Here is a 25,799-nt window from a genome sequence, read left to right on the forward strand (position 1 = left end):
CGGCAGTTGCAATTTGCAACTGGTGCAACCTGTTGAATCGACATAAATCAGCACTTTATATTCTGCATCGGGTATCCGGTATTCCACCTGCTCAGTGACAAAACGGGTGAAAACCATATCCTGCGGAAACACGATCTCTTTCCCTTGCCATTCCTGAACCAGGCGGGCGAATTGCTCTTTCTTGTTTTCCCGGCAAGCGGCTAACAAAAATAATAGGAATAATATGTAGAGCAGTCGTTTCATTTTCTTGTTATAGTTTGAATGTCACGATCGGATTATCGCTTTCCGCGCAAGTCGCAATTCCGGTGTTTGTTTTTTCATTGATATGGATGCCCAAGATATTTTTGTCGAGCGTATATTTTCGAACCGGGTTTCCTGCCAAATCGAACACGTAAAGGAAATGGCAGGAAATGGCCTCCTTTGGGAGCAGACATGCCGCGTTCGTAAAATTTGTCCCGCTCTTTCCAGGACATCCCATCGAAAACGGTATAAATATAATCGTCTGTGACTTGTATGTCCACAAACCCTTTGATGCCGGTCGGGAATCCTTCGCCTCCTTTTGCAATGAATTGAAGTTCTCCGGCAGGACCGTATATAACGTTATGAGTTTGAGTTTTTAGATTGTATATTTCAAGGGCTTCTCCCAATTGGGTCGCCATCGCGTATATCCCGTTTTTCGGGTTGTAATCGGTAAAGCTACGCCAAGCTTGTGCTAAGGCGGGATGAATATCTTGCTCATAGCTGATTTCGGTGGGAATTTTACCTATGTTTTTGATCGGTTTACCACTATGACTGACTTTGTGATAACGAAAATCACCTAAGTAGTCTGTGATCAGAAAGGCTGAATCTGTACGATAAAAATCTAAAGAGCGAACTAATGTTTTATCTAATCTTATTTCCTCTTTGCGCAAAACGGTCTTGCCCGTCGGAGAGACAGACCAGCGCGTGATCAGCATCCGGTTAGCATCCAATGTCCAGACTGAATCTAATGCAGAAAACTGGAACATCTCTGCCGAAAGCATTTCTCCGGGGGCCTCTCCACGCTTTCCGAACGGTGCGATCGGCTTCCACTCCGGATAAGTAAAAGCGTAAAAGTAATGGCTGTCATTATGTAAATCCATGATGACAGCGATACTGTCTTTTACCGCTACCCGGTAGGGATAACGGAAAAAGGCAGAATCAATAGAAATCTCCTGCGTGGCTACTATTTTCTCATCAGGAAAAGTTGTATATCGAGGGTAAAGAGGATCGGGTGAACCACTGCAGGAGATTAATGTACTTATTCCTATTAATAATATGTATAGGAAGATTCTCATGTCATTTTAAACTATAGCCACTATACATCTTATCAACTTTATCACCATGACAGTCGACATCGCCTATCCCGTAACACCTATAAGCACTACTCTCACCGGACGCCAAAGCCTCAATATTATCAAATGCCAATTGAGGCAAGCCGACAGATGATGTCGACAATGTCTTGATACAAGCAACTCCACCCAAACAAACCAAAACAATTACTACTGCTGAAACTCTTTTTTTCATAACTTTTGTTTTTGAGGTAAATGTAGGGATATATAATTCGGATGTCAATAGGTTTGTGCTACATATTTTACAATTCGCTACTACCCAGATAAATAGAATGCCATCTCCTGACTTCTTATAGGTTTTCTGTAGGTTTTCTTCGGACTTGAATTACATATATCTGAAGAGAAAAGCCTATATAGATGTCCATTTTTTATATTTTTGCAACATGCAAGAAGAGAATAGACATACAGACAAAATCCTTTTTTTTAAAAGACTATGCATATTATTATATATGTGTATGACTTTGTTTTGTTTGATAATGGTCTGGCATGGATTCCTTTCATGCCGTAAAAAGATTTTCACTGAAGCCTCTGCTACTTTTCAAGATGCTATCAGTAAAGAAATAAACACCCGATTGGGTTCCATACCGATAAAAACCAATAGAGGGACATTATTATTATCGGACTCTATTTCCTATGAAGAAAAAGAAAGATGGTGTGACCAGGACTATCTGTCTCTGAATGATCCGAACCGGATTTTCCTGGATAGCCTTTTTCGCGCCAGACTTGCAGATTTAGGTATGGAAACACAAACAGCGGTGCGTTGTAAGCGTAAAGAAAAAACAACGATAAGTTACACCGATAGCCTTTTTATGAAAAAAGCTACCGCTTTGAAGCCAGTTATATATCGGAAGAATAAAAATATAGAAGACAATATAGAATTACAAGCATTTGTGCAAATTCCGCTTTCCTTTGTTTTAAAACGGGCAGATTCCATCCTTCTCTTTTTACTCTTTTATGGTTTATTTGTCGGAATTTTATACGGCAGTTATAAATGGGGAATAAAAAAACTAAACGCGGTATTGCTTGAAAGGAAAGTTGTAGAAACAAAAATTGTAGAGAAGCCGGTTGTCGCTTTTGTCCGTTCTTTTTCCAAAGAAGGGACCTTACCTTTCGGATTACGGTTCGACAAGAAAAGCGGCATCTTGAAATACAAAAACCTACATGTGACTTTAAGCGGGCAAGGCCTGAAGCTATTTACTCATCTGATTAATTCTCAACAATCAGTGATAGCGCCTCAAATTATCTATTCACAAATCCTCGGAAATGCCTTAAAAAAGGAAAAGATCGGTAAAGCGGAACGCGATGCGGTCTCTGCTGCTATTGTGCGCTTGCGGGAAAGCTTGGCCCCCATGCCATTTATCCAAATCAAATCTTGTCGGGGAACCGGCTATCAGCTTATAATAAGTAATCCTGAAGAGATCTAAGAAACACAGAACACCAGACTTCGAAAGACGTTAAAACGCACAATACCCCCCTTCAAAAGGCATATATTTGTATTTTTCTGTTATTCAACATCTTGCAGAAACACGAGTTTCTTAAAAAATATAGGGTAGAAAACCTAATTTCATGCACTACAGTTTCGATTCAGACTAACGGGTATTTTGAAAAACCGTACAATAAGCCAGGGATGACAATAAGTTTTATTTTTAGAGAAACCGACCTGACGCTGAACCGGTAAAAATATCGGGGCAACCTGGGAATATTGTAAAAAATGCCCATAGAAACAAGAAAAAAGCTGTCAAAACCACCTTTCCAAAAGGTTTCTCCAGCAGCGGCAACAAACATTTCCGGAGGTATTTTCCGCGAGATGCGCAGAAAATTCCCATGACGACCGTCTTCATGGCTCTGAAGTGCGCAGTTCACCCTGCATGAAGACGGTCGTCATGACAACGAAGACGGTCGCCAGCGCGATGAAGACGGTCGTCACGGGAAAGGGCTGCCGGCCTCCCTGAGACCGGGCTCTTTATACGTTCCATATTCCTGCACCATCCCCAAGCAGGATCCGGATATTCGACTCTCCGGAAGTTAAGGTTTTCCGGATTGTCAAGGAAAACAAGATTCGGATTGACAAAAACACATGTACCGGAAACGAACCGCGCAGACGTGCTGTCTGCACGTCACAAAATGTTCCGGTCCGCTTACAAAAAGACAACCCGAAAAGGTTCGGTTTTCGGGTTGAAATAGAAAAAACAGGGGGTTATTGTAAAATCTGAATCATCCTTCTCAGAAGATCCCGCCCTTGTACATATCGTTAAAATTCGTATGCTGCCCTTCCAGCTTCCGGGCTTCGTCGCCTTCGGGGTTCAGTTCGATGGACTTTTTCAGATCTTCGAAGGCGCCCTCCTTATCTCCTTTCAGGTTCTTGGCACGGCCCCGTTCGGCGTATGCTTTGGCGAAATCGGGTTTCAGATCAATCGCTTCGTTGAAGAAAGTAATGGCTTCATCCAGACGTTCCTGCGTGATCAGGAGCTGGCCGACGAGCAACGTCGCCTCGTCATTGAACGGATTCAACTCCAACACATTCTGGTAATCGGCCGCAGCAGCGTCGATATTGCCCATCGCTTCATGGATACGGCCGCGTAGCAAGTAGGATGTTTCTTCTTCCGGAGCCAGCGTGATGGCCTTTTCCACATCGGGAAGCGCTTCGGTTGCCTGCTGCATCGACAACAATATCCGGGCACGCATCAGATAGGCATCCGTGAAATCTTCTTTCAAGGCGATCGCTTTCGTCAGGTCGGCAATAGCCCCTAAGGGGTCGGAAGTCGTCCGCTTCGCCTTCCCCATCAGGAACCAGGCCAAATGGTTCGTCTCTTCCAGTTCGAGAATATGCCGGCAATCGACAATCACGTCCGCATCCTTGTCCAGCATGAAAAGCACGTTCACACGTGTCAGAAGCGTATTGATATGATCCGGTTCAAGTTCCACCATGCGGTTCAGCACCTCAAGAGCTTCTTCCGCCTTATTCGCCGTCGTATAGGCAGCAACCAGATAAGTCATCGTCTCGAAATCCTCCTGCAACTTCAACGCTTCAGTAAAACATTTGATGGCATACGCTACCTGTCCTATTTTCTGGGCGCGGACACCGTCGTATTTCAGAATATCGAAATTTTTCTGATCGTTCTTGCTTTTTTCCTCTTCAGGTGTTGCAGCCTTAGAAGAAGAGAATAGTGATTTAAAGAAGTTTCCCATGATTTAATTACAAATTGTTTTCAAGGAGGCAAAGATACGAAAAGTCCGAACCCTTTTCATATTTTTTATGAAGAATCCATAAGTGAGTTTCAGACATTTTTCTAATTTTGTAGCAGAATTTTTAACTTGGGAAGGATTGTGCCAGCCACACCAACCGCACGCTTTCCCGTCAATTAATGAGTATGGAAAACATAGAAACTGGACTTTTGCTAATGATTGTAGGAATGACAACTGTTTTTGCTATCCTACTGATCGTTATCAATCTTGGGAAGGGCCTGATCGTACTGGTAAACAAATATGCGCCCGAAGAGATTATTGTTAAAAAACAAGTGACACCACAAAGACAGACGGCTACATCCACACCGGCTGCCGGCATCACGAACCAGACTACTGCCGCAATCGTATCGGCTGTAAGTGTTATGACCGGTGGAAAAGGCAAAGTCGTTAAGATCGAGAAATTATAATAGCATTTATACATAAAATATCATGAAAAGAGAAATCAAATTTAGTTTGGTCTTCCGTGACATGTGGCAATCTGCCGGAAAATATGTTCCCACCGTAGACCAACTAACACGGGTAGCGCCAGCCATTATCGAGATGGGCTGCTTCGCCCGCGTAGAGACCAATGGCGGAGGATTCGAACAAGTAAACTTATTATTCGGTGAAAACCCAAACAGAGCCGTACGCGAATGGACGAAGCCGTTCCATGAGGCCGGCATACAAACCCACATGCTGGACCGAGCGCTGAACGGCCTGCGTATGAGTCCCGTACCTGACGACGTTCGCCAGTTGTTCTACCAGGTAAAAAAAGCACAGGGGACAGATATCGCCCGCACATTCTGCGGATTGAACGATGTACGCAACATTGCTCCTTCCATCCGATATGCGAAAGCAGCAGGGATGATCTCGCAATGCTCGTTGTGCATCACCCACTCTCCCATCCATACGGTCGAATATTACACCAAGATGGCGATGGAACTGATCGAACTCGGAGCGGATGAAATCTGTATAAAGGATATGGCCGGTATCGGCCGTCCGCATTCCTTGGGGCAGATCGTAGCAAACATCAAGGCAAAACATCCGGAAATTCCGGTTCAGTATCACAGCCATGCCGGTCCCGGATTCAACGTGGCTTCGATCTTAGAAGTATGTAACGCCGGTTGCGATTACATCGACGTTGGCATGGAACCGCTTTCATGGGGTACAGGCCATGCGGACCTGCTGACCGTACAGGCGATGTTGAAAGACGCCGGCTACAAAGTGCCGGAAATCAACATGGAGGCTTATATGAAAGTCCGCAGCCTGATCCAGGAATTCATGGATGACTTCCTCGGCTTGTATATCAGCCCGAAGAACCGCCTGATGAACTCGTTGCTGATCGGTCCGGGCCTGCCAGGCGGCATGATGGGAAGCCTGATGTCAGACCTCGAAAAGAACCTGGAGACAATCAACAAGAACAATATCAAGAACAACAAGCCGCTCATGAGCCAAGACCAGCTGTTAATCAAGCTGTTCGATGAAGTTGCCTATGTATGGCCGCGTGTCGGCTACCCTCCATTAGTGACTCCGTTCAGCCAGTATGTGAAGAACCTGGCGCTCATGAATGTGATGCAGATGGAGAAAGGGAAGGCCCGCTGGAGCATGATCGCCGACGATATCTGGGACATGATTTTAGGCAAGGCAGGACGCCTGCCGGGTCCGTTGGCTCCGGAAATCATCGAGAAGGCGAAAGCCGAAGGACGCAAATTCTTCGAAGGCAACCCACAGGACAACTATCCTGACGCGCTCGACAAGTATCGCAAGCTGATGAACGAAAAACAATGGGAAACGGGCGAAGACGACGAAGAACTCTTCGAATATGCGATGCATCCGGCACAGTATGAAGCCTACCGTTCAGGAAAAGCCAAAGTGGAATTCAAAGCCGACGTAGCCAAGAGAAAAGCCGAGAAGCAAACAGCCGCCCAGCCTGCCACCGTTCCTTCACAAGCTGCCCCGGCCAGTATGGCAATGGCTATGCCGACAACTCCGCAAGTAATGACCGTCGATGTGAACGGCCAATCCTACAAGGTAACCGTAGCATTCGGAGACACAGCGAATGCCGTCCCGGCAGAAACACAGGCTGCTCCTGCCGCGACACCCGCCCCCGCTGCTGCTCCTGCCGGTACCGGCAAAGAAGTGCTCTCGCCGCTGGAAGGCAAATTCTTCCTCGTGAAAAGTGCTTCCGACACACCTGTAAAAGTAGGAGATGTCGTAAAGGAAGGCGATGTGCTTTGCTATGTGGAAGCCATGAAGACATATAATGCCGTACGTGCGGAATTTGGTGGAACAGTCACTGCGATCTGCCTAGCTTCCGGCGATGCGGTTTCTGAAGATGACGTACTAATGACGATACAATAATGAATGAAATATTTCAAAATCTATATGAGATGACTGCGTTCAGCAACATCATTGCTGAACCGCAGTTTCTGATCATGTATGCCATTGCGTTCATACTGCTTTATTTGGGTATCAAAAAACAGTATGAACCGCTGCTGCTCGTACCGATCGCGTTCGGCGTGTTGCTTGCCAACTTCCCCGGAGGCGATATGGGGGTGATACAGGCCGACGAAAACGGCATGATCAACGTGCACGGAGTGATGAAGAACATTTGGGAGATGCCGCTCCATGACATCGCGCATGAGTTGGGGCTGATGAACTTCATTTACTACATGCTGATCAAGACTGGGTTCCTTCCTCCTATCATCTTTATGGGTGTAGGAGCGTTGACGGATTTCGGACCGATGCTGCGCAACCTGCGTCTGTCCATATTCGGGGCGGCGGCACAGCTGGGTATTTTCACCGTGCTGCTGGTAGCCATCCTGATGGGATTCACGCCTAAAGAAGCAGCTTCTTTAGGAATTATCGGAGGAGCGGACGGACCGACTGCCATCTTCACGACCATCAAACTGGCCCCCCATCTGTTAGGACCGATAGCGATTGCCGCTTATTCCTATATGGCGCTGGTTCCGGTTATCATCCCACTGGTAGTCAAGCTACTTTGTTCAAAGAAAGAGCTATCCATCAATATGAAGGAACAGGAAAAGAAATACCCGTCCACTACGGAAATCAAAAATTTGCGTGTCTTGAAGATCATCTTCCCAATCGTAGTGACGACGGTAGTGGCCCTGTTCGTGCCGAGTGCAGTGCCATTAATCGGTATGCTGATGTTCGGTAACCTGGTCAAAGAGATCGGAACCAATACATTCCGCCTGTTCGATGCAGCATCGAACAGCATCATGAATGCAGCGACCATCTTTTTAGGATTATCGGTCGGCGCGACCATGACAGCCGAGGCGTTCCTGAACTTCACGACAATCGGTATCGTAATCGGAGGCTTCCTTGCATTCGCCCTTTCCATAGCGGGCGGCATCTTCTTCGTCAAACTGTTCAACCTCTTCACAAAGAAGAAAATCAACCCGCTGATCGGAGCAACCGGACTGAGCGCCGTACCGATGGCATCCCGCGTGGCAAATGAGATAGCATTGAAATACGACCCCAAGAACCATGTGCTTCAATATTGCATGGCCAGCAACATCTCCGGCGTTATCGGTTCTGCCGTAGCCGCAGGCGTATTGATCTCGTTCTTAGGATAATTTCAAACATGGATTATATTTAGGCACGGATTTCATGGAATTTGCTCCAATCCGTGCCTAATTTAACATCTACCTGCAAATTATTTGCTTCCAAATGCTGTAATCCCAAAATATTTACTTTAATTTGTGACTTGATATAGGATACATTTATCCTTTTCCTAAATGCGATTGAATATGAAGGACACTCACGAAGCTAATTTGCCAACTGAAGAAAACGGCAAATTGGAAGAAACTAAGGCTCCGGAAACAACACCGGAAAACACGGCGGAGGAAGTTGTAACAAACGAAACAACGGACGCTGAAGTTGCAGCAGAAGAAACATCTGAAGCAGAAGTCAAAACAGACGAAGTTGCGGCAGGTGAAGAAACCGTTGCGACTACGGGAAAATTGTCGAAAGAAGAAATTCTGGAGAAACTGACCGGTTTGGTAGGAGCGGCGGCAGACGCGACACGCAACGAGGTGGAAGCACTCAAACAGGCTTATTACAAAATCCACCGGAGCGAAGTGGACGAATTGAAGAAAGCATTCCTCACAGCCGGTGGTGAAGAAAAGGATTTTGTCGCTCCCGAAGACGAAACCGAAAGCAAGATCAAAGAACTGCTCAACGTCTACAAAGAAAAACGGGCTGCCATCCTTGCCGAGGAAGAACGGGTTAAAGCGGCCAATTATGCCTTGAAACTCCAACTGATCGACCAGCTGAAAGCATTGACCGAAAGCCAGGAAGATTTCAACAAATTATATAATGATTTCAAGGACATCCAGCAAAGATGGAAAGAAGTGAAAGCCGTTCCGCAGGAACACGTCAGCGAACTGTGGAAGAACTACCAAACATACAGCGAGATGTTCTATGATATCATCAAAATAAACAACCAGTTCCGCGACTACGATTTCAAGAAGAATCTGGAAATGAAAACGGCTCTTTGCGAAACCGTCGAGAAACTGCAAACGGAACCGGATGTCATATCCGCTTTCCATCAGCTTCAGAAACTACACCAGCAATGGCGCGAAATCGGTCCGGTAGCGAAAGAACTGCGCGAAGATCTCTGGTCCCGCTTCAAAGCCGCTTCCACAATCATCAACAAACGCCATCAGGAGCATTTCGAAGGATTGAAAGCGAAGGAACAGGAAAACCTGGAAGCCAAAACAGCCATTTGCGAACAGATAGAAAACATCGATTTCCCGGCTTTGAAATCATTCAAAGATTGGGAAGAAAAAAATAAGGAAGTAATTGCCTTGCAGGACAAATGGAAAACGATCGGCTTCGCCCCGAAGAAATCGAACGTGAAGATATTCGAACGTTTCCGCGCAGCCTGCGACGTTTATTTCAACCGCAAAAGCGAATTCTACAAGAATATAAAGGACGAGATGGAAAAGAATCTCGCACTGAAAAAAGCCTTGTGTGAAAAAGCCGAAGCATTGAAAGACAGTACGGACTGGAAGAGCACAACCGAAAAGATGATCGCCTTGCAAAAAGAATGGAAGACGATCGGATCGGTAGCCCGCAAACATTCCGATACCGTCTGGAAGCGCTTCATCACGGCTTGCGACTATTTCTTCGAACAGAAGAACAAGAATGTATCTTCCCAAAAGAGCGTGGAGCAAACGAATTTAGCTGCTAAAAAGGCTTTGATCGAAAAGATCAACACAATCGACGAAGCCGACCATGACGAAGCACTTGCTACCTTGAAAGGATATATGACAGAATGGAACGCTATCGGCCATGTCCCTTTTAAAGAAAAAGACAAGATTTACAAGGAATATCACGAAGCTGTCGACAAACAGTTCGACCGTCTTAAAGTCGACCAGAACGACCGCAAGATGCAGACTTTCCGCAATAGTCTCAGCGATATGAGCAACGGCGAACGGGGAAAAGGGAAACTTTACGGAGAACGGGAAAAACTGATGCGCATGTACGAACGGATGAAGAACGAACTTCAAACTTACGAAAACAACATCGGGTTCCTAAGCATCTCTTCCAAAGGCGGCGGCGGCTTGCTCAAAGAAATGGAACGCAAGATCGACAAGCTAAAAGACGAAATGGCACTCATCATTAAAAAGATAGATGCCATCGACGAGAACCTCGAATAAAACGGAAAAATCCCGTAAACTGATATAAATTAGGCACGGATTACACGGATTCACACGGAAAGAAAAATAATTAATCCGTGCAGTCTGTGTAATCCGTGCCTCATTTATATCCCTATTTATATACATATAGTATGAAATCCAAAATACATTTTTTTAACCCAGGACACGAAACCGCCATACTACAAGGCTCTGAAAATTACACTCCACCTGCAAACGTGCAGAGAATGACCAGGGAGTTATCTTATCTTCCCGTCTGGTATGCAGACGCGGAGGATTTTGTTTTTACCGAAGAGATCGTTTCACCTCGTTTCTTCTCCTTACAACCGAAGGAGTTCAGGCCGTTTGCCAAGCTAATCTCACGTAAGGAGATCGAAAAACAGAAGGACAGCCTGCCCGAAATGCAAGCAACCCCCTGGGGACTTTCTCCACATAGCCATTCTCTTTTTGAAAAACTGCGGAAAAGCGGTAACCTTAACCTTACGATCCCGGGATGGAAAGAAGAATATACCCGATTGACAAGCCGCCAGACTGCTGCCGAATGTCTGGACAAAATACGAGAACTCCTACCTGATATGGATATACCGGTATCGCCTAAATTCTGCAAAAAAGTAAGAGAAGTGGAAAAATACCTGATCCTCCAGAATGCTCCCTTCATACTGAAGACTCCCTATTCATCTTCCGGCAGGGGACTGCTTTGGCTACCGGAACGCAAACTGACTACAAAAGACCGTACCTGGATCGAAGGGGCACTGAACAAACAGGGATGTGTCAGCATAGAATGTGCACTGGACAAATACCAGGATTTCGCGATGGAGTTTTATTCAGACGGAAACGGGAACATACGCTATGAAGGGCTTTCCGTATTCGGAGCTGAAAAGAAAGGAGCTTATTCCGGAAATGTATTGGGCGAACAGACATATCTGGAAAGCTTCTTTGTTGAAAACTTCGGAGACAAATTCCAGCAACTGAAAGAAACTGTCGGAGAGGCGATCCGGCAGATATACGGAAACATCTATACCGGTTACTTGGGCGTGGACATGTTGGTCTACCGCAAAAAAGCAAACGGCGAATTCGCCATACATCCCTGCATAGAAGTGAACATGCGCTACACAATGGGGATGGTAGCTTTGCGCATCAGCCAAAAATACCTGGTTCCCAACGCCCGGGGTGACATGCGCATCACTTACACAAGCAAACCGGGAGAAGCCTACGAGCAACATTGCTTTATGAAGAAGGCTTATCCGCTTGAAATGAAAGACGGGAAAATAAAAGAAGGATATATTTCTCTCTGCCCGGTCACAAAAGAAACCAAATACAGGGCCTACATACTGGTTTTCTGATTCTAACATCCCCCCTCCTCAATCCTGTATTTAATATACGACGAAGCCCCCGAAGGCAATTACCGTCCTCAGGGGCTTGTTTTGTTTATAGCGTTCGTTCTTCACAGGGTAATCGGAGGATAAAAATAAGTTTATGGAGAAAACAAGATTCGGCTTCACCCAGTGTCTCGTCTTGGTTCAAGTTAGTCATGTCTCCCTGCACTACATCCACAATATTTAAGTGAAAGATAAAAGTAGAACAACCCTAACTAATAAGCAAACAAACAATCAATTACATCAAAAGCTACCATTCCTTTGCTTTTTGCCCTTAGTCGAAAAGGCTTTTGACAAGTGTCGAAAAGGCTTTTGACCAAGGGCGAAAACATATTCGACCAAGGGCAAAAGGTAAATGATTAGGCTGTTTTGCAACAGAAACACGGCTACTGTCACTTAAATGGGATGCACCAAATCCGGCTTGCTCTCCGATGAAAGCAAACATAAGCAGTGAAGGCACTTTTGCTACTCGGCTTCACCCACCGATATAATAACAATCAGACCATTGCGCATACAGGTGAAGGCAATTCGCGAATCATGGCGAAAAGTCTGTTTACCCCCCAAACATGACAAAATAAAGAAATGCAGAAGAACACCGACACTCATGCCGACCTATCCTCTGATCTTCGACGTCGTTACCGGTTATGTTTGATCAGATTCATAAATTCTTCACGCGTTTTGGCCTGTTGAAAGAATCCGGTGAAGTCGGAGGTTGTAGTCAGGGAGTTTTGCTTCTCGACACCACGCATCTGCATGCACATATGTTGTGCCTCGATCACGACCATCACGCCTAACGGATCGAGCGTTTCCTGAATACAGTCTTTGATCTGCATGGTCAATCGCTCCTGAATCTGAAGACGGCGGGCGAAGATATCCACAACACGGGGAATCTTGCTCAACCCCGTAATATATTTTTTAGGGATATAAGCGACATGGGCCTTCCCGAAGAAGGGCAACATGTGATGCTCACAAAGAGAAAAGAAATCGATATCCTTTACAATCACCATCTGCTTGTAGTCCTCTTCCTTGAACATGGCGCCACGAAGCACGGCTGCCGGATCTTCATGATATCCTTTGGTCAGGAACTGCATGGCTTTGGCTACACGTTCGGGCGTTTTCAACAGACCTTCGCGGTCTACATCTTCACCAAGCAGATTGATAATACTTTTATAATGGCCGGCCAGCTCTTCGCGGGCCAGCAAAGTCTTCTCGTTTACTTCTTCACTCATTTCAATTCAATGGGATTTTGACTTCTTCCCTAACGATATACATCTCTTTCCTATAGGCCGGGAATGCATCCATCAGAAGACGTTGCATGTGATAAGCCTCTTCATGCGAACGGAAATCACCGATACGCAGACGCCAGAACGGAGCATTGTACGTCACATAAGTCGGGACATCAGGGAAAAGTTCCTTAATTTCTTTTTCTTTCCGGAAAGCCTCATCTTTGGATTTACGCTGGTTATTACCGGAGAACACTTGTGTACGATAGCCTTGTATTTTCAGAAAGGCCGTGCTATCAGTCTTTTCGACCCCCTCGCCATGCAGACGTTTGCCGAGCATGTTACGGAGGGCATCCGACCCGCGCACCGTAACAGTCCCCTTTCCGGGAACTCTTTCCTGCAAGGCGTCAATGATGTCTTCCACCTGTCCACCGCCATCCGTCTGAGCGGACAAAGCAGATGCACCAAGCAATATACATAAAGACAAGATATATTTCATATCAATTGACAGTTGACAATTGACAATTGACAATTACAATTGACAATATACTCCCCGGTGAATTCCCCGGAATAATTGTCAATTGCCAATTGCCAATTATCAATTAATTAAACGCTTCGATGATAGGCATGAACTTATCGACAGCCAAAGAAGCGCCACCGATCAGGCCACCGTCTACGTTCGGTTTAGCAAACAGTTCCTTAGCGTTGCTTGCGTTACAGCTGCCACCGTAAAGGATCGTGCAGTTATCGGCGATTTCCTGACCATATTTAGCAGCCAGAGTAGCACGGATATGAGCGTGAATTTCTTCTGCCTGGTCGGATGTAGCGGTTTTACCTGTACCGATAGCCCAAACCGGTTCATAAGCCAGAACGATCTTAGCGAAGTCTTCAGCAGACAGGTCGAACAAAGAGCCCTTGATCTGAGCATCTACCACTTCGAAATGCTTGCCGGCTTCTCTTTCTTCCAGCACTTCACCGATACAGAAGATCGGAGTCAGACCGTTAGCCAAAGCCAATTCAACCTTTGTTTTCAGGATTTCCGGAGTTTCGTGATAGTAAGCACGTCTTTCGGAGTGGCCCAGGATCACATATTTTGCACCTGTAGAAGCAACCATAGCAGCAGAAACTTCGCCAGTGTAAGCGCCTTTCTCCTTGTCTGCGCAGTTTTCAGCAGCAACACCGATCTTGTTCGTGTCGATAGCAGCAGCAACGCTTGCCAAGTGAGTGAACGGAGTACCGATGATCACATCACAGTTAGGAGTTTTACCTTTAAGAGCTTCATCCAAGCCTTTTGCCAAAGCAAGACCTTCAGGAAGGGTAGTGTTCATCTTCCAGTTTCCTGCAACAATATTCTTTCTCATGACTTAATTAATTAAATATGTAATACAAATAGTTATTTCTTTTCTTTCCGTTTGCGTCTGAAACGCAGCAGGTCATACATCCAAACAAGCAGCAAAGGTACGGTAAAAGTCAATAGGTTGGTTGCAAGGGTCCCATCTTCTTTACTTTTTATATTGCTCTCGTCCAAGCAGCGATCCATAACCGCCTTGACCTCTTCCTCAGCCGGAATATCGTTGTAGTGCCATTTGCCCAGTATCGTACCGCCTTTCAGCAGCACCAGACCGGGGTTGGAACGGATAATCGTCTTAAGCAGCACCTCGTCCGCCATCCGGAAAGGATATTCGGCCCCTGTATTGTCGCTCCAGGTATCGATCGCTTCCGGCGAAGAACCTGTCACGCAATAGAACGGGATATCATGTTCGAGCGCATAGTCATACACGCCGTTGATCTCATCCATCTGCTCGTCGTCCGCTTCTTCCAGCTTCGGAGCGACAAGCAGCAAAACTGGACCGGGGTTTCCGATGATCTCTTCCGTCACATCATCTCCCTTTCCATTGTAAATATTGAAAGCGGCAACAGGAGGCTGATAGCCCTTCTTGACCAATTCCGTCTTCGAATCCACAAATGTCCAGCTACTGTCGTTTGCCGGATAGTCTTCAAGCGAAAACTCTTTCTTCACGCCGTCTTTTTCATACACAAACGTGTACTTGTATTCATCCTGCGGAGCCTCTTCGGGCATTTCCATCAACTTCGGTATATTCGCACCGATCTTATACGGACGGAAATCGATTACAGGCAGATGATTGTAATTATAATAAGCGAAACCGACACCGAACAGGTAAGCATACAAAGCGACAAACCAATATGCCCGGAAAGTAAAGCACTGGAACAAGCGCTGGTTATAAATAAACGTAACAATAGCGGCAAGAGAGAGTACGATATTCTTAAAGAACGTTTCCCAATTGGAGATCACCAGCGCATCCCCAAAACAACCGCAATCCGATACGGGATCGAAAAGGGCCAGATACAAAGTCAACGGCGTCATAAACGCCATAAATATCAAGATAAGAAAAGAGACATACCGCCGGTACACTCCCAGCAGCATACAGACACCGAGCGCAAACTCGATTGCCGAAAGGTTGAAAGACAACAATACCGTAAAAGGCTGCAACATATCCAGTCCGAAGGAAGCCAGGTATTCACCGATCTTGATCGCCCCTCCCATCGGATCGACCGCCTTGACAAAACCGGAGAAGATAAATACAACTCCGATCAGCAAGCGGCACAATTCTGCCAATATCTTTAAAACGGCATTCTTATTCTTCACTTCCAACTTTCAATTTTCAACTGTTTCTTCTCCGTACTCCAGCTTGATTAGGCCGAATAACGCATAGTTGATCATGTCCATATAGTTGGCATCGATGCCTTCGGACACGATCGTCTTGCCTCCGTGGCTCTCGATCTGCTTCGTACGATAAAGTTTCATCAGGATCAGATCCGTATAGGAACTGATACGCATGCCGCGCCATGCCTCACCGTAATCATGGTTCTTGGCATACATCAGCTCTTTGGTTGCCGTGATGTATTTATCATACAAGGCCAGCGCTTCTTCATTGCTTATATCCGTCGTATCGGCAAATCCTTTTGCCAATTGTATCAAGCCGATAACCCCATAGTTCACGATTGCGACAAACTCAGGACGGATACCTTCATCCACCATGCTCACTCCTTTTATCTCAAGGCTGCGAATCCGGTTTGCCTTAATAAATATCTGGTCGGTCAGCGACTGCGGACGCATGATTCGCCACGAGGGACCGTAATCTTTCAACTTCTTTTCAAACAGTTCCCGGCATTGGGATATTACTTTTTCGAATTGTTCCTTCGTATCAGCCATACTTTCTTAGCATTTACATCCGTACAAAGATACGGATAAATCCATATCTGACCAAAAGAGAGGCTACTTTAGCCGGAAATAAAAAGAGCCATCCGTATGCACATAACGAATAGCCCTTTATATCATATCAGCCAACTCTTAATCAAGAACAGCGAAGCGAACGGCCCAATTTCAGAATCGTCGTTTTCGTAATGCCATTCAATTCACAAAGCTTAGAGACTGTCGTACCATATTTAGCGGCAATAGCCCCCAACGTATCGCCTGATTTCACACGATGGTAAACCGGAGTAGCCTCTTGCCGCCCGGCATCAGAAGTCTGGTTGATAGAAGCGACAGCTGCAGCATCTGCCGCGACCGTAGTCTTCACGGTTTGCTTTACGCTAGCAGAAGCAGCCGGTTTCGACGTTCCGGCTTTAGCAGAGGTGACCGCGCCGGCACTGCAACGAATAGACTGTCCGATCCGCAAGACAGACGTGCTTTTCAGACCGTTCAGACGACACAATTCATTCACGCTGGTTCCATATATTCGGGCAATCTTGCCCAACGTATCACCCGATTTCACACGATGATAAACCAGCCGATCGGAAGAAGAAGTATAGATATTGCTTCTGCGCCCGTTGATTTTTACGTTATGGAAAACATAAGTATCCTGATGAGGGACGCCATTTTCGAAGTCAATGATTTCAGCCGGATTAATGGCTTGTCCTAAAAAGCGGGTTTCAAAGTGGAGATGAGAACCGGTAGATCGTCCCGTGTTACCGCCTAATCCGATCGTCTCGCCTGCACGTACGATCTGGTTTTCTTCAACCAAAATCTTAGACAAATGTCCATAGATCGTTTCCAATCCATTCGGATGACGAAGCACCACGTAATAGCCATATCCGCGACGTTCGAAAGCCTTGATACGAACCTTACCGTTAAAAGCGGCACGGATCGTATCGCCCTTCAACACCTTCAAATCTATTCCTTTATGCATACGACGACGACGGGGACCATATTTAGAGGTGATCCTTGCCATAGAATCAATGGCGATAGGATAGACAAAGGAGGAACAGTCTATCGCAAACGAATCCGGAAAATTGACCTTCGCAGCTCCCCGAAACGGATCAACCCAACGGTTCTCCCAATTGGACCCGTACAATTCATCAGCGGGAAACATCAAGTTCTCCTTTTCTTCCATTTCGATCTCGCTGAGGGTCGCAAGTTCCTTCAGTTCCATATTCTTCCGGATATTAACACGGTCTGCCATCAATTCGGAAACACGCTTATCCATCTTTTCAATATGAACGATTTGCTTCGGAGCTCCTTCATCTTCTTTTATCTTAGCTTCAACAGCTGATACCAGAATAGTGGTACAACAAATAAACAGTAATGCTCGTATCTTCATTATTCTTATCACTTTCGACAGTAATTTCACGATGAAAAATCATGATATAGAATGGTTTATTCCACCGTTATCTCGTCAAAGTTCGTAATTTTGGATAAGCCGGCAAAATTCAATAACGAAAAATTTCCGCAATGAAACCAAAGAAAAGCAAAAGCGAACTTTTTACCCTTTGATTTACACACAATTAAAACAAAATATGTTTCACAACATATTAGCTAATCATTCCCCAGTTTACCTTCTTTGCGAAGAGAGTTTTCAGGCGTTCGTTCAATATCCGGTTAGGTTCGGATAACAAATCGGGGTCTTCGTTCAAAACATCCTGAGCTATATCACGCGCATACTGAAGGATTTGTCCATCGGCTGCCAAGTTCGCGATCTTAAGGTCTATCCCTTCTCCGCTCTGACGCGTCCCTTCCAGATCACCATGGCCCCGCAGACGCAAATCGGCCTCGGCAATCTCAAATCCGTTATTGCTGCTCACCATTATTTCCAAGCGCTTGCGTGTCTCGTTGCTCAGTTTATAGGAAGAGACAAGCACACAATATGACTGCTCCGCTCCACGTCCCACCCGTCCACGAAGCTGATGCAACTGGGAAAGACCGAAACGTTCGGCACTTTCGATGACCATCACGGAAGCGTTCGGCACGTTCACGCCAACCTCTATCACGGTCGTCGCCATCAATATCTGCGCCTCGCCGGAAATAAACTTCTGCATTTCCGCCTCTTTGTCGGCCGCTTTCATCTTTCCGTGAACCATACATACCTTATATTCAGGGAAAACTTCTTTGAATGTCTCGAACCCCTCTTCCAAGTTCTTATAATCCAACTTCTCACTGCCTTCGATCAAAGGATAAACGACATAGACCTGCCGGCCCTGTCCGATTTCCTTACGGAGAAAGTCGTAAAGTTGCGCTTTCTTGTTATCATAGCGGTGCACGGTCTGGATCGGTTTGCGTCCAGGTGGCAACTCATCGATCACCGAGACATCCAGATCACCGTATAAAGTCATGGCAAGCGTACGGGGAATAGGTGTCGCAGTCATCACCAGGACATGAGGGACAACCGCATTTTTCGTCCACAACCGAGAACGCTGTTCCACTCCGAAGCGGTGCTGTTCGTCTATAATCGCCAGACCGAGAGAGGAAAAGACAACTGTTTCTTCAATCAAAGCATGTGTCCCGATCACGAGTTGGATCTCACCGCTCGCGATAGCCGGCAATATCTTATTCCGCTCCTTCTTTTTCGTCGAGCCGGTCAGCAGGGCTACTTTTATATCCATATCTTTCAGAAACCCCATGACTGTCGCATAATGCTGGGTTGCCAAAATCTCCGTCGGCGCCATCATACAAGCCTGGCAATGGTTATCGACCGCCAACAGCATGGAGAGCAAAGCGACCAAAGTCTTCCCGCTTCCCACATCTCCCTGCAAAAGGCGGTTCATCTGACGCCCGCTTCCCATATCGGCACGAATCTCACGGACAACACGTTTCTGCGCATTCGTCAGTTCGAAAGGTAGATATTCTTTATAGAACGTATTGAAATAATCTCCAACGGAAGGAAAGACAATCCCTCTCAACTTCAGTTTGCGCAGGTTGGAAGTGCGGAGAATATTCAACTGGATGAAAAACAGTTCGTCAAACTTAAGGCGCAATTGCGCTTTCCGCAATTTATCGACCGATTCGGGAAAATGCACATTCCGTATCGCTTCCGGAAACGACATCATCCGGATACGGTTCAAGACATCCGGAGGAAGAGTTTCAGGCAACGTCCAGTTCAAACCGCTCAACAAAGTGTACTGCAAATTCTGAATCGCCCGCGAATTAAGGAACGACTTTTTCATCTTCTCGGACGTATTATAGAATGGTGTCAGCCCGTTGGCAACCTTATCCGCTTGATCCAGAGGGTCTATATCCGGATGGGGAATATTATAGATATGCCCGAACTCGGTCGGTTTGCCAAATACGATATAATCAACGCCAGTCTTGATCTTGTCCAAAACATAGTTAATCCCTTTAAACCAGACCAAGTCGATTGTGCCCGTCCCATCCGTGAATTTCCCGATCAACCGCCTTGTACGCCCTTCACCTACCGTGTCGAAAAACAAGATACGCCCTTTCATCTGTATATAAGGCATATCTCCAGTCACTTCTGCCACCTTGTAGAAACGACTACGGTCAATGTATTTGTACGGAAAGTAGAACAGCATATCTTCATACGAAGAAATACCGGCTTCCTTCTGCAATATCTCCGCCTTTTTCGGGCCGACGCCCGGCAGATACATGATGGAACGTTTGTCGAGATCGAGCATATACAAATATTTATTTTGCAAGCAGCGCCTTTGCCACCAACAGATCGAACGGAGTCGTAATCTTTATATTCTCCCGGTTTCCCGGAACAGTCTTGACCGTATGTCCGAAAGCCTCCACAACCGAAGCATCGTCGGTAAACAATTCAGAGTAGGGCTGTTCATACGCTTTCAAAAGCAAATCATAATCGAAAACCTGCGGGGTTTGCACCGCCTGATAACACGAACGGTCGACCGGACGGCTCGACTCACCGGAAAACTCGCGGAGAGAATCGACCACAGGCACGACCGGGATAGCAGCTCCCGACACTTCGGCCTCGGCAAAACATTGCTCGACAACTTCAGGTGCGGCAAAAGGTCGTACCCCGTCATGCACAGCCACCAGTATCTTTTCATCCCTTCCGGCTGCATTTCCAATCTCATCCGAAAGGAAATTCAATCCATTGCGAACAGAATGGAAACGCGTTTCGCCTCCGTTTGCAATCCGGTGCGGGACTTTACAACCGATCTCCCGGCAAAGCATCTTCCAATAAGGTTGGTGATCTTCTGGAAGTACCAGGATCAGACCGGCAGACGCATCCCAGCGGTGAAAAGCCTCCAACGTATGCATCAGGACTGGCTTTCCTTCCATCGGGATAAACTGCTTCGGCAAGTCGCTTCCCATACGCAGCCCGCGACCTCCGGCGACTATCAAGACATATCTCTTCATCATTCCAGTTCCTCCAAAACTTTCTTGACCTCCTCGTCTGCCTTGTAAAGTTTCTCCTTACACAATTTGATCAATCGGGTCGCTTCCTTTACCTTTTCAGAAAGAATATCAACGTCCAGATCGCCATTCTCTATATCGGCAACGATCTTACGGAGTTTCTCTACTGCTTCATTATATGTTTCTGCCATGATGGGGGATTTTTGATTTATGATTTATGATTTTGATTTATTTCTTCAGTACTTTCGAACGTACTTCACCGTCTGCAAAACGGGTTATCAATTCGTCGCCGACAACCAGTCCGTCAGCCTGTTTGATGATCTTGCCGTCCTTCAGCGTCAAACTGTAACCCCGCTTCAATACATAGTCGGGAGAAGCCATCTTGATAAATTGTTCGGTCAACTGGACAAAACGGCTCCGCTCTGCCAAACTACTCTCCGCACGGTTTGCCAAACGCACCTGCATCGCTTCCAGCTTCGATGCCCACTGGTTTAGAAATGCATGGGCATCCGTTGGCAATTGCATGCCTATCCGTTGGAGAAGCGAACGATTCCGCTCGATCCGGTTTATTGCCAGGACAGGCAGACGACTTCCTAATGATTGCAGGAAGTTCTTTTGCCTGGACAGGATCTCAGTTGCCAACGAACAAACGTCCTGTTGTAACTCTTCCACCTCCCCGGCAGCTTTGTCCATCTGCCCGATCAGGAACTCGGCTACGGCCGTCGGTGTCTTCATCCGTGTATGAGCTACCATATCCAAGATCGTGTCATCGCGTTCATGCCCGATACCGGTTATAATAGGAAGCGGGAATTGTGCACAATTTGCCGCCAAGAGATAGGAATCAAAACTATTCAGGTCCGAAGTAGCACCACCGCCCCGGATAATCACGACCACATCGAAACAGTCGGCATGGCGGTACACCCGGTCCAATGCCGCAATCACGGACTCTTCCGTCCGTTCGCCCTGCATAAGAGCCGGAAACAGTTTCGGATAGAAAGGATAGCCGGCCTTGTTGTTTGCCAACTGGTTCAAGAAGTCTTCGTATCCGGCAGCCGTTAGCGAAGTGATGACAGCGATCCGCTTCGGCAACGTTGGCAACGGCAATTCCTTATTCAGTGTGAAAACGCCCTCTTCCTTCAATTGCCGGATGATTTCCATCCGTTTCCGGATCATGTCTCCCAACGTATAGGCCGGATCGATATCCAGCACGGTCAGGCTATACCCGTAAAGTTCGTGAAACTCGATCGACACTTTCACCAATACTTTCAACCCGGAGGCAAATATCTGCCCGGTTTCCATCTCAAAATAAGGTTTCAGCATCCGGAATGTTTTCGCCCAGATGGAACCGCGTGCCTTTGCTACCAGCTGGCCGGTTATCGCGTTCTTTTCGATAAACTCCAGATAACAATGCCCAGATGCTGCATTCGTACGCACGTCACTCATCTCGGCACGCACCCAGCACGTCTCCGGGAATGCATTCAGGACAACCCCTTTCACCCGGTTATTCAGCTCCAGCAAAGAAAACGCCTGCCGCTCCTGATTCTGATTATTTTGACCGTACCCCATTTTTCCTTTCCTTCTTATATGCTTTATAGAAATCGGGAATACCGTATCCTAACTCCGTATCCGGATGTTTATATTGACTGGACGAGCGATGCAGCAGTTCGATCATCTCCCTGTTATTCAACCAGGGCAATGATTGCCAAAGGCAAACTCCCATCCCGGCAAGGATAGGCGTGGCAAAAGAGGTCCCATTCGCATACCTGACATTGCCGTCCGGCCCAATTACGCAGCTACTCGTACCTAATGCTACGGCATCCGGTTTCACACGCCCGTCGGCAGTAAAGCCAACGGAACTGAAACCGCTTTTCTTTTTATCTTCATCTATCGCACCGACCGTAAAGATCCCGCCTGCGTCTGATGGGAACGTGATCTTTTCCCAATCGCCGCTTCCTTCATTACCGGCACTGCAAAAGACGAGTATCCCTTTATCGGCAGCCAAGTTAGCCGCCCGGCTGATCATAGCGGTCCTGCCATCCAAGGCATCCTGGTCGTACGACAGTTCATCCGTATCAAAAGCAAAATACCCAAGCGACGAAGAGATCACGTCCACACCGGCACTATCCGCATATTCAACAGCGGCAGTCCAATAGTCTTCCTCGACGGGATATTCGGAATCGCTGTCCTCACTCTTAAGCAACAGGTAAGAGGCTTTCGGGGCAGTCCCGACCATCACACCCGGAATATCGGCGGCGAGACAGGAAAGGACCTTTGTCCCGTGATCGTCCCCGACAAACACACTTTTACCAGGAAATACGACATTGTGCGTTCCTAATAACCTGAGCGAATCGAAAGCCGACACCCGATCCGCATTCATAAAACCGGCATCGATTACGGCCACCCGCATTCCTTCACCCCGAAAACCTGCTTCATGCAATTTAGTACCATTCAGCATCTTGATCTGTTTATAGGAATAGCCATATTCATTATGTAGCGGTTCATCCTCCGACACAAAACGATCTTCCCGCTTTTCCTCGGCCGGAACCCGCAGGTTCCCTTTCCAAATCCACTTGACGGAATCAACAATTGCCAGCTGTTGCAACTGTTCAGCCACCGTACTATCGGGACTTTCCACCACGACAGTCGCAAACCATTTGCTTTGCACAACAGGGGTCGCACCTGTCTCAGACAGCATTGCAATATATGACCGGGATATGGGAAAATCAGCATCCGTCACAGCGATATCATTTTTTGCCCTCCGCTCGATCGCTTGCCTGGAAAGATAGGCTTCGGGCTCCTCCACCCGGAAGCCGTCATCCCCTTTGTCTTTCAAATAGACACGAAAACGATAATTCTCCCCCGCCCATAACCAGATTGGAAGACAACAAAGAAACAGTATGGACAAATATTTTGACATTGTTGCTTTATCTTTTTCTGCAAAAATATAAATTGTATGGCATATAAAAAAGCCCGGCAACTCATTCGAGGCCGGGCTCATATATTCTATCTTCTCTTATTCGGAAATATCACAAATAGGGATTTCACGCTTTACACTCTGGCGCAACGAGATAAGCGTTTCCGTAGCGGTCACACCTGGTATTTCCTGTATCTGCGCGTTCAGCAACTCCATCAAATGTTCATTGTCGCGTGCATATAACTTGATCAGCATCGTATACGGTCCGGTCGTAAAATGACATTCAACCACTTCCGGTATCTTCTCGAATTCGGGAACCACGTCTTTGTACATCGAACCTCGTTCCAGTTTTACACCGATATAAGTACATGTGTTATAACCCAAAATCTTCGGATTAATATGATAGCCTGACCCAACGATCACATTCATATCAATCATGCGTTGTACCCGTTGATGAATGGCAGCACGCGAAACACCGCATTCTTCGGCCACATCCTTAAAAGGAATCCTGGCATTCTTTGAAATAATGTTCAATATCTGCCGGTCCAGTTTGTCTATCTTCTCCATTGCTTGCTTACTTTACTTTCCTTTTTTAGATTTAATGTATCAAAAGTATATAATTAATTTCAATACTATATCATTGTGAAAGAAAAAAGTATGAAATAAATAATAAAAGCGGGCGAAAAATGCTATTTAACATATTTCGCCCGCCAATTACGGTATAAAACGACAGTTTATTATTTTTTGTCAGCAGTGCTGTCTTTTACGATATCCAGCAGCTCGATTTCGAATTTCAGTGTACTGTTCGGTTTGATATCCTGTCCTGCGCCACGTTCGCCATAAGCCAACTCAGAAGGAACCCAAACGATATATTTGGAACCTACCGGCATCAACTGCAGCACTTCCGTCCAGCCCTTGATTACGCCGCCAACCGGGAACTCTGCCGGTTCACCGCCACGATCCATCGTGCTGTCGAATTTAGTTCCGTCCAATAAAGTACCAGTGTAGTGAACTTTCACCTTATCGTCGGCAGTCGGCTTTGCACCTTTACCTTCCGTAACTACCTGATACTGCAAACCACTTTCAGTCGTGATAACGTCTTTCTTCGTTTTGTTTTCAGCCAAGAACTTTTCGCCTTCTTCTTTCGTCTTCTTGGCATCTCTTGCAGAGGCTTCCATGAAGTAAGTCTGAACATAAGCCTGAGCAGCCTGCGGAGTCATCTTCATAGCGGAAGAATCGCCCTTGATAGCCTGGATAAAGCCGGCAATCAGATCATCAACGTTAGCAGGATCGCCCGGCAAAGTCTTCAAATTTTCTTTGTAACCTGCACCTGTGCTGATACCGATGGCATAGCTCACGCTATCTGCGGCAGTCTTCAGAGATGCGCTTTTGTGTGAATCACCACATGATGTAATACCCATAGCTACAATCACTGTAGCAACCAATACACTAATCTTTTTCATTTTTCTCTATTATGTTATTTTACTATGTCCAACAATTCAACGTCAAAAACCAATGCGCTGTTCGGTTCAATCGCATCGCCCGCACCATGCTCGCCGTAGGCCAGATTGGAAGGAATAAAAAGACGCCATTTAGAACCTACCGGCATCAACTGCAGCGCCTCCACCCATCCCGGAATCACTTGCGACACTCCGAACACAGCGGGCTCGCCACGCTGTACAGAACTGTCAAATACCGTTCCGTTGATCAATGTTCCATGATAATGGCATTTTACTTTGTCGGAAGCAGTCGGCTTGGCTCCTTCACCTTGCTTCAACACTTGATACTGCAAACCACTGGGTAACGTAACGACTCCGGCTTTTCCCTTATTGATATTCAAGAATTCCTCTCCGGCCTTCTTATTAAGCTCCAGTCTTTCTTTCTGAAGATTCATGAAGTAGTCGTTGATAACCTGCTTTGCTTCATCGTAACTGATTTCCGGTTGTGCTTCATTCAGCACATCCTTCAACCCTTTTACAAAATCCTCAACCTGAAGATTATTAATGCCCGAGTTCTGGAAATTATTCCCGATACTTAAGCCAAGTGCGTAACTAATCTTATCCATTCTTTTTCTTTTCAACTAATTATGAACCACAAATGTAATGCTTTTAACCACATAAACACCAAACAAGAAGACTTTTTTATGTAACGATAACTCATCTTAGACATGATAGTCTCACATCGGGACTATCCGAACCCACATTCAGTCATTTCAACAGTCCAAAAGAGAGATTTACTATCAATTAAAATATTAAAAAATATCACCATAGCAAATAATTTTCGAAAGATACCCTATTAACTCAGAAAAGAAAGAAGGAATGGTAGTGTAATTTTGATCATAAAGACGAAAGCTGTACACAAAAACAAACCTCAGCGG

The 25,799-nt window shown here is 46.2% G+C and carries 22 protein-coding genes and 2 pseudogenes; 6 read left to right on the plus strand and 18 right to left on the minus strand.

Annotation, left to right across the window (positions count from 1 at the left end):
* The 3 genes and pseudogenes from BHV83_RS02560 to BHV83_RS02570 all read right to left on the minus strand — a co-directional run.
* Positions 1 to 243, minus strand: a pseudogene (locus BHV83_RS02560) (hypothetical protein); the annotation flags it as partial.
* A gap of 7 nt (positions 244 to 250) precedes the next feature.
* Positions 251 to 1,316, minus strand: a pseudogene (locus BHV83_RS02565) (BF3164 family lipoprotein).
* Between the two features lies 1 nt (position 1,317).
* The gene (locus BHV83_RS02570; RefSeq protein WP_005650753.1) at positions 1,318 to 1,545 is read right to left on the minus strand and encodes an NVEALA domain-containing protein; all 228 of its coding nucleotides are present in this window, start codon (positions 1,543 to 1,545) and stop codon (positions 1,318 to 1,320) included.
* 208 nt (positions 1,546 to 1,753) lie between these two features.
* Between BHV83_RS02570 and BHV83_RS02575 the strand changes: the two genes are divergently transcribed.
* On the plus strand, positions 1,754 to 2,794 hold the full coding sequence (locus tag BHV83_RS02575; protein ID WP_259324980.1) for a hypothetical protein: 1,041 nt from the start codon (positions 1,754 to 1,756) through the stop codon (positions 2,792 to 2,794).
* A 799-nt stretch (positions 2,795 to 3,593) separates the two neighbouring features.
* Here the strand turns inward: BHV83_RS02575 and BHV83_RS02580 are convergent.
* Positions 3,594 to 4,559, minus strand: coding sequence for a tetratricopeptide repeat protein (locus BHV83_RS02580; protein WP_122206209.1), 966 nt, complete (start codon positions 4,557 to 4,559; stop codon positions 3,594 to 3,596).
* A 182-nt stretch (positions 4,560 to 4,741) separates the two neighbouring features.
* Here BHV83_RS02580 and BHV83_RS02585 point away from each other — a divergent pair, with 182 nt between their 5' ends.
* From BHV83_RS02585 to BHV83_RS02605, 5 genes are all read left to right on the plus strand, one after another.
* A complete protein-coding gene (locus tag BHV83_RS02585) occupies positions 4,742 to 5,023 on the plus strand; it encodes an OadG family protein (RefSeq protein WP_070103922.1) in 282 nt (93 codons plus the stop codon).
* A gap of 22 nt (positions 5,024 to 5,045) precedes the next feature.
* Positions 5,046 to 6,956, plus strand: a complete 1,911-nt coding sequence (locus BHV83_RS02590) for a biotin/lipoyl-containing protein (protein WP_122206210.1) — start codon at positions 5,046 to 5,048, stop codon at positions 6,954 to 6,956.
* Positions 6,956 to 8,191, plus strand: a complete 1,236-nt coding sequence (locus tag BHV83_RS02595) for a sodium ion-translocating decarboxylase subunit beta (protein ID WP_005640579.1) — start codon at positions 6,956 to 6,958, stop codon at positions 8,189 to 8,191. Before BHV83_RS02590 ends, BHV83_RS02595 begins: the two co-directional genes overlap by 1 nt.
* A 174-nt stretch (positions 8,192 to 8,365) precedes the next feature.
* Positions 8,366 to 10,279: a DUF349 domain-containing protein gene (locus BHV83_RS02600; protein WP_122206219.1), complete on the plus strand. Its 1,914-nt coding sequence runs from the start codon at positions 8,366 to 8,368 to the stop codon at positions 10,277 to 10,279.
* Between the two features lie 131 nt (positions 10,280 to 10,410).
* Complete coding sequence (locus BHV83_RS02605; RefSeq protein WP_122206211.1) at positions 10,411 to 11,619, plus strand: hypothetical protein; 1,209 nt, start codon at positions 10,411 to 10,413, stop codon at positions 11,617 to 11,619.
* A 668-nt stretch (positions 11,620 to 12,287) separates the two neighbouring features.
* Here the strand turns inward: BHV83_RS02605 and folE are convergent.
* From folE to bamJ (BHV83_RS02675), 14 genes are all read right to left on the minus strand, one after another.
* Positions 12,288 to 12,881, minus strand: a complete 594-nt coding sequence (gene folE / locus BHV83_RS02610; RefSeq protein WP_005640563.1) for a GTP cyclohydrolase I FolE — start codon at positions 12,879 to 12,881, stop codon at positions 12,288 to 12,290.
* Between the two features lies 1 nt (position 12,882).
* Complete coding sequence (locus BHV83_RS02615) at positions 12,883 to 13,374, minus strand: SPOR domain-containing protein (protein ID WP_005646685.1); 492 nt, start codon at positions 13,372 to 13,374, stop codon at positions 12,883 to 12,885.
* 103 nt (positions 13,375 to 13,477) lie between these two features.
* Positions 13,478 to 14,236 carry a triose-phosphate isomerase gene (tpiA, locus tag BHV83_RS02620; RefSeq protein ID WP_005640560.1) on the minus strand — a complete coding sequence of 253 codons (759 nt, stop codon included), beginning with the start codon at positions 14,234 to 14,236 and terminating at the stop codon, positions 13,478 to 13,480.
* A gap of 32 nt (positions 14,237 to 14,268) precedes the next feature.
* The gene (locus BHV83_RS02625) at positions 14,269 to 15,549 is read right to left on the minus strand and encodes a BT_3928 family protein (RefSeq protein ID WP_005640558.1); all 1,281 of its coding nucleotides are present in this window, start codon (positions 15,547 to 15,549) and stop codon (positions 14,269 to 14,271) included.
* A gap of 3 nt (positions 15,550 to 15,552) precedes the next feature.
* The gene (locus BHV83_RS02630; RefSeq protein WP_005640556.1) at positions 15,553 to 16,110 is read right to left on the minus strand and encodes a DUF1599 domain-containing protein; all 558 of its coding nucleotides are present in this window, start codon (positions 16,108 to 16,110) and stop codon (positions 15,553 to 15,555) included.
* 142 nt (positions 16,111 to 16,252) lie between these two features.
* A complete protein-coding gene (locus BHV83_RS02635) occupies positions 16,253 to 17,497 on the minus strand; it encodes a peptidoglycan DD-metalloendopeptidase family protein (protein ID WP_005650771.1) in 1,245 nt (414 codons plus the stop codon).
* 211 nt (positions 17,498 to 17,708) lie between these two features.
* The gene (gene recG, locus BHV83_RS02640; RefSeq protein WP_005640548.1) at positions 17,709 to 19,805 is read right to left on the minus strand and encodes an ATP-dependent DNA helicase RecG; all 2,097 of its coding nucleotides are present in this window, start codon (positions 19,803 to 19,805) and stop codon (positions 17,709 to 17,711) included.
* A gap of 10 nt (positions 19,806 to 19,815) precedes the next feature.
* Positions 19,816 to 20,511: a 2-C-methyl-D-erythritol 4-phosphate cytidylyltransferase gene (locus tag BHV83_RS02645; protein WP_122206220.1), complete on the minus strand. Its 696-nt coding sequence runs from the start codon at positions 20,509 to 20,511 to the stop codon at positions 19,816 to 19,818.
* Entirely contained in the window at positions 20,511 to 20,699 is a 189-nt protein-coding gene (gene xseB, locus BHV83_RS02650) for an exodeoxyribonuclease VII small subunit (RefSeq protein ID WP_005640546.1), read from the minus strand. The genes BHV83_RS02645 and xseB overlap by 1 nt, the downstream gene beginning before the upstream one ends.
* Positions 20,700 to 20,736: 37 nt before the next feature.
* On the minus strand, positions 20,737 to 22,074 hold the full coding sequence (gene xseA, locus BHV83_RS02655) for an exodeoxyribonuclease VII large subunit (RefSeq protein WP_122206213.1): 1,338 nt from the start codon (positions 22,072 to 22,074) through the stop codon (positions 20,737 to 20,739).
* On the minus strand, positions 22,055 to 23,425 hold the full coding sequence (locus tag BHV83_RS02660; protein WP_182387893.1) for a S8 family peptidase: 1,371 nt from the start codon (positions 23,423 to 23,425) through the stop codon (positions 22,055 to 22,057). Before BHV83_RS02660 ends, xseA begins: the two co-directional genes overlap by 20 nt.
* A 96-nt stretch (positions 23,426 to 23,521) precedes the next feature.
* Positions 23,522 to 23,989 carry an Lrp/AsnC family transcriptional regulator gene (locus tag BHV83_RS02665; RefSeq protein WP_005640540.1) on the minus strand — a complete coding sequence of 156 codons (468 nt, stop codon included), beginning with the start codon at positions 23,987 to 23,989 and terminating at the stop codon, positions 23,522 to 23,524.
* 170 nt (positions 23,990 to 24,159) lie between these two features.
* A complete protein-coding gene (bamJ, locus tag BHV83_RS02670) occupies positions 24,160 to 24,885 on the minus strand; it encodes a BamJ family beta-barrel-assembly machinery protein (RefSeq protein ID WP_005640538.1) in 726 nt (241 codons plus the stop codon).
* Between the two features lie 14 nt (positions 24,886 to 24,899).
* Positions 24,900 to 25,487: a BamJ family beta-barrel-assembly machinery protein gene (gene bamJ, locus BHV83_RS02675; RefSeq protein ID WP_005640536.1), complete on the minus strand. Its 588-nt coding sequence runs from the start codon at positions 25,485 to 25,487 to the stop codon at positions 24,900 to 24,902.
* Positions 25,488 to 25,799 lie beyond the last annotated feature (312 nt).

This window comes from Parabacteroides sp. merdae-related_45_40 (genome assembly GCF_001915675.1).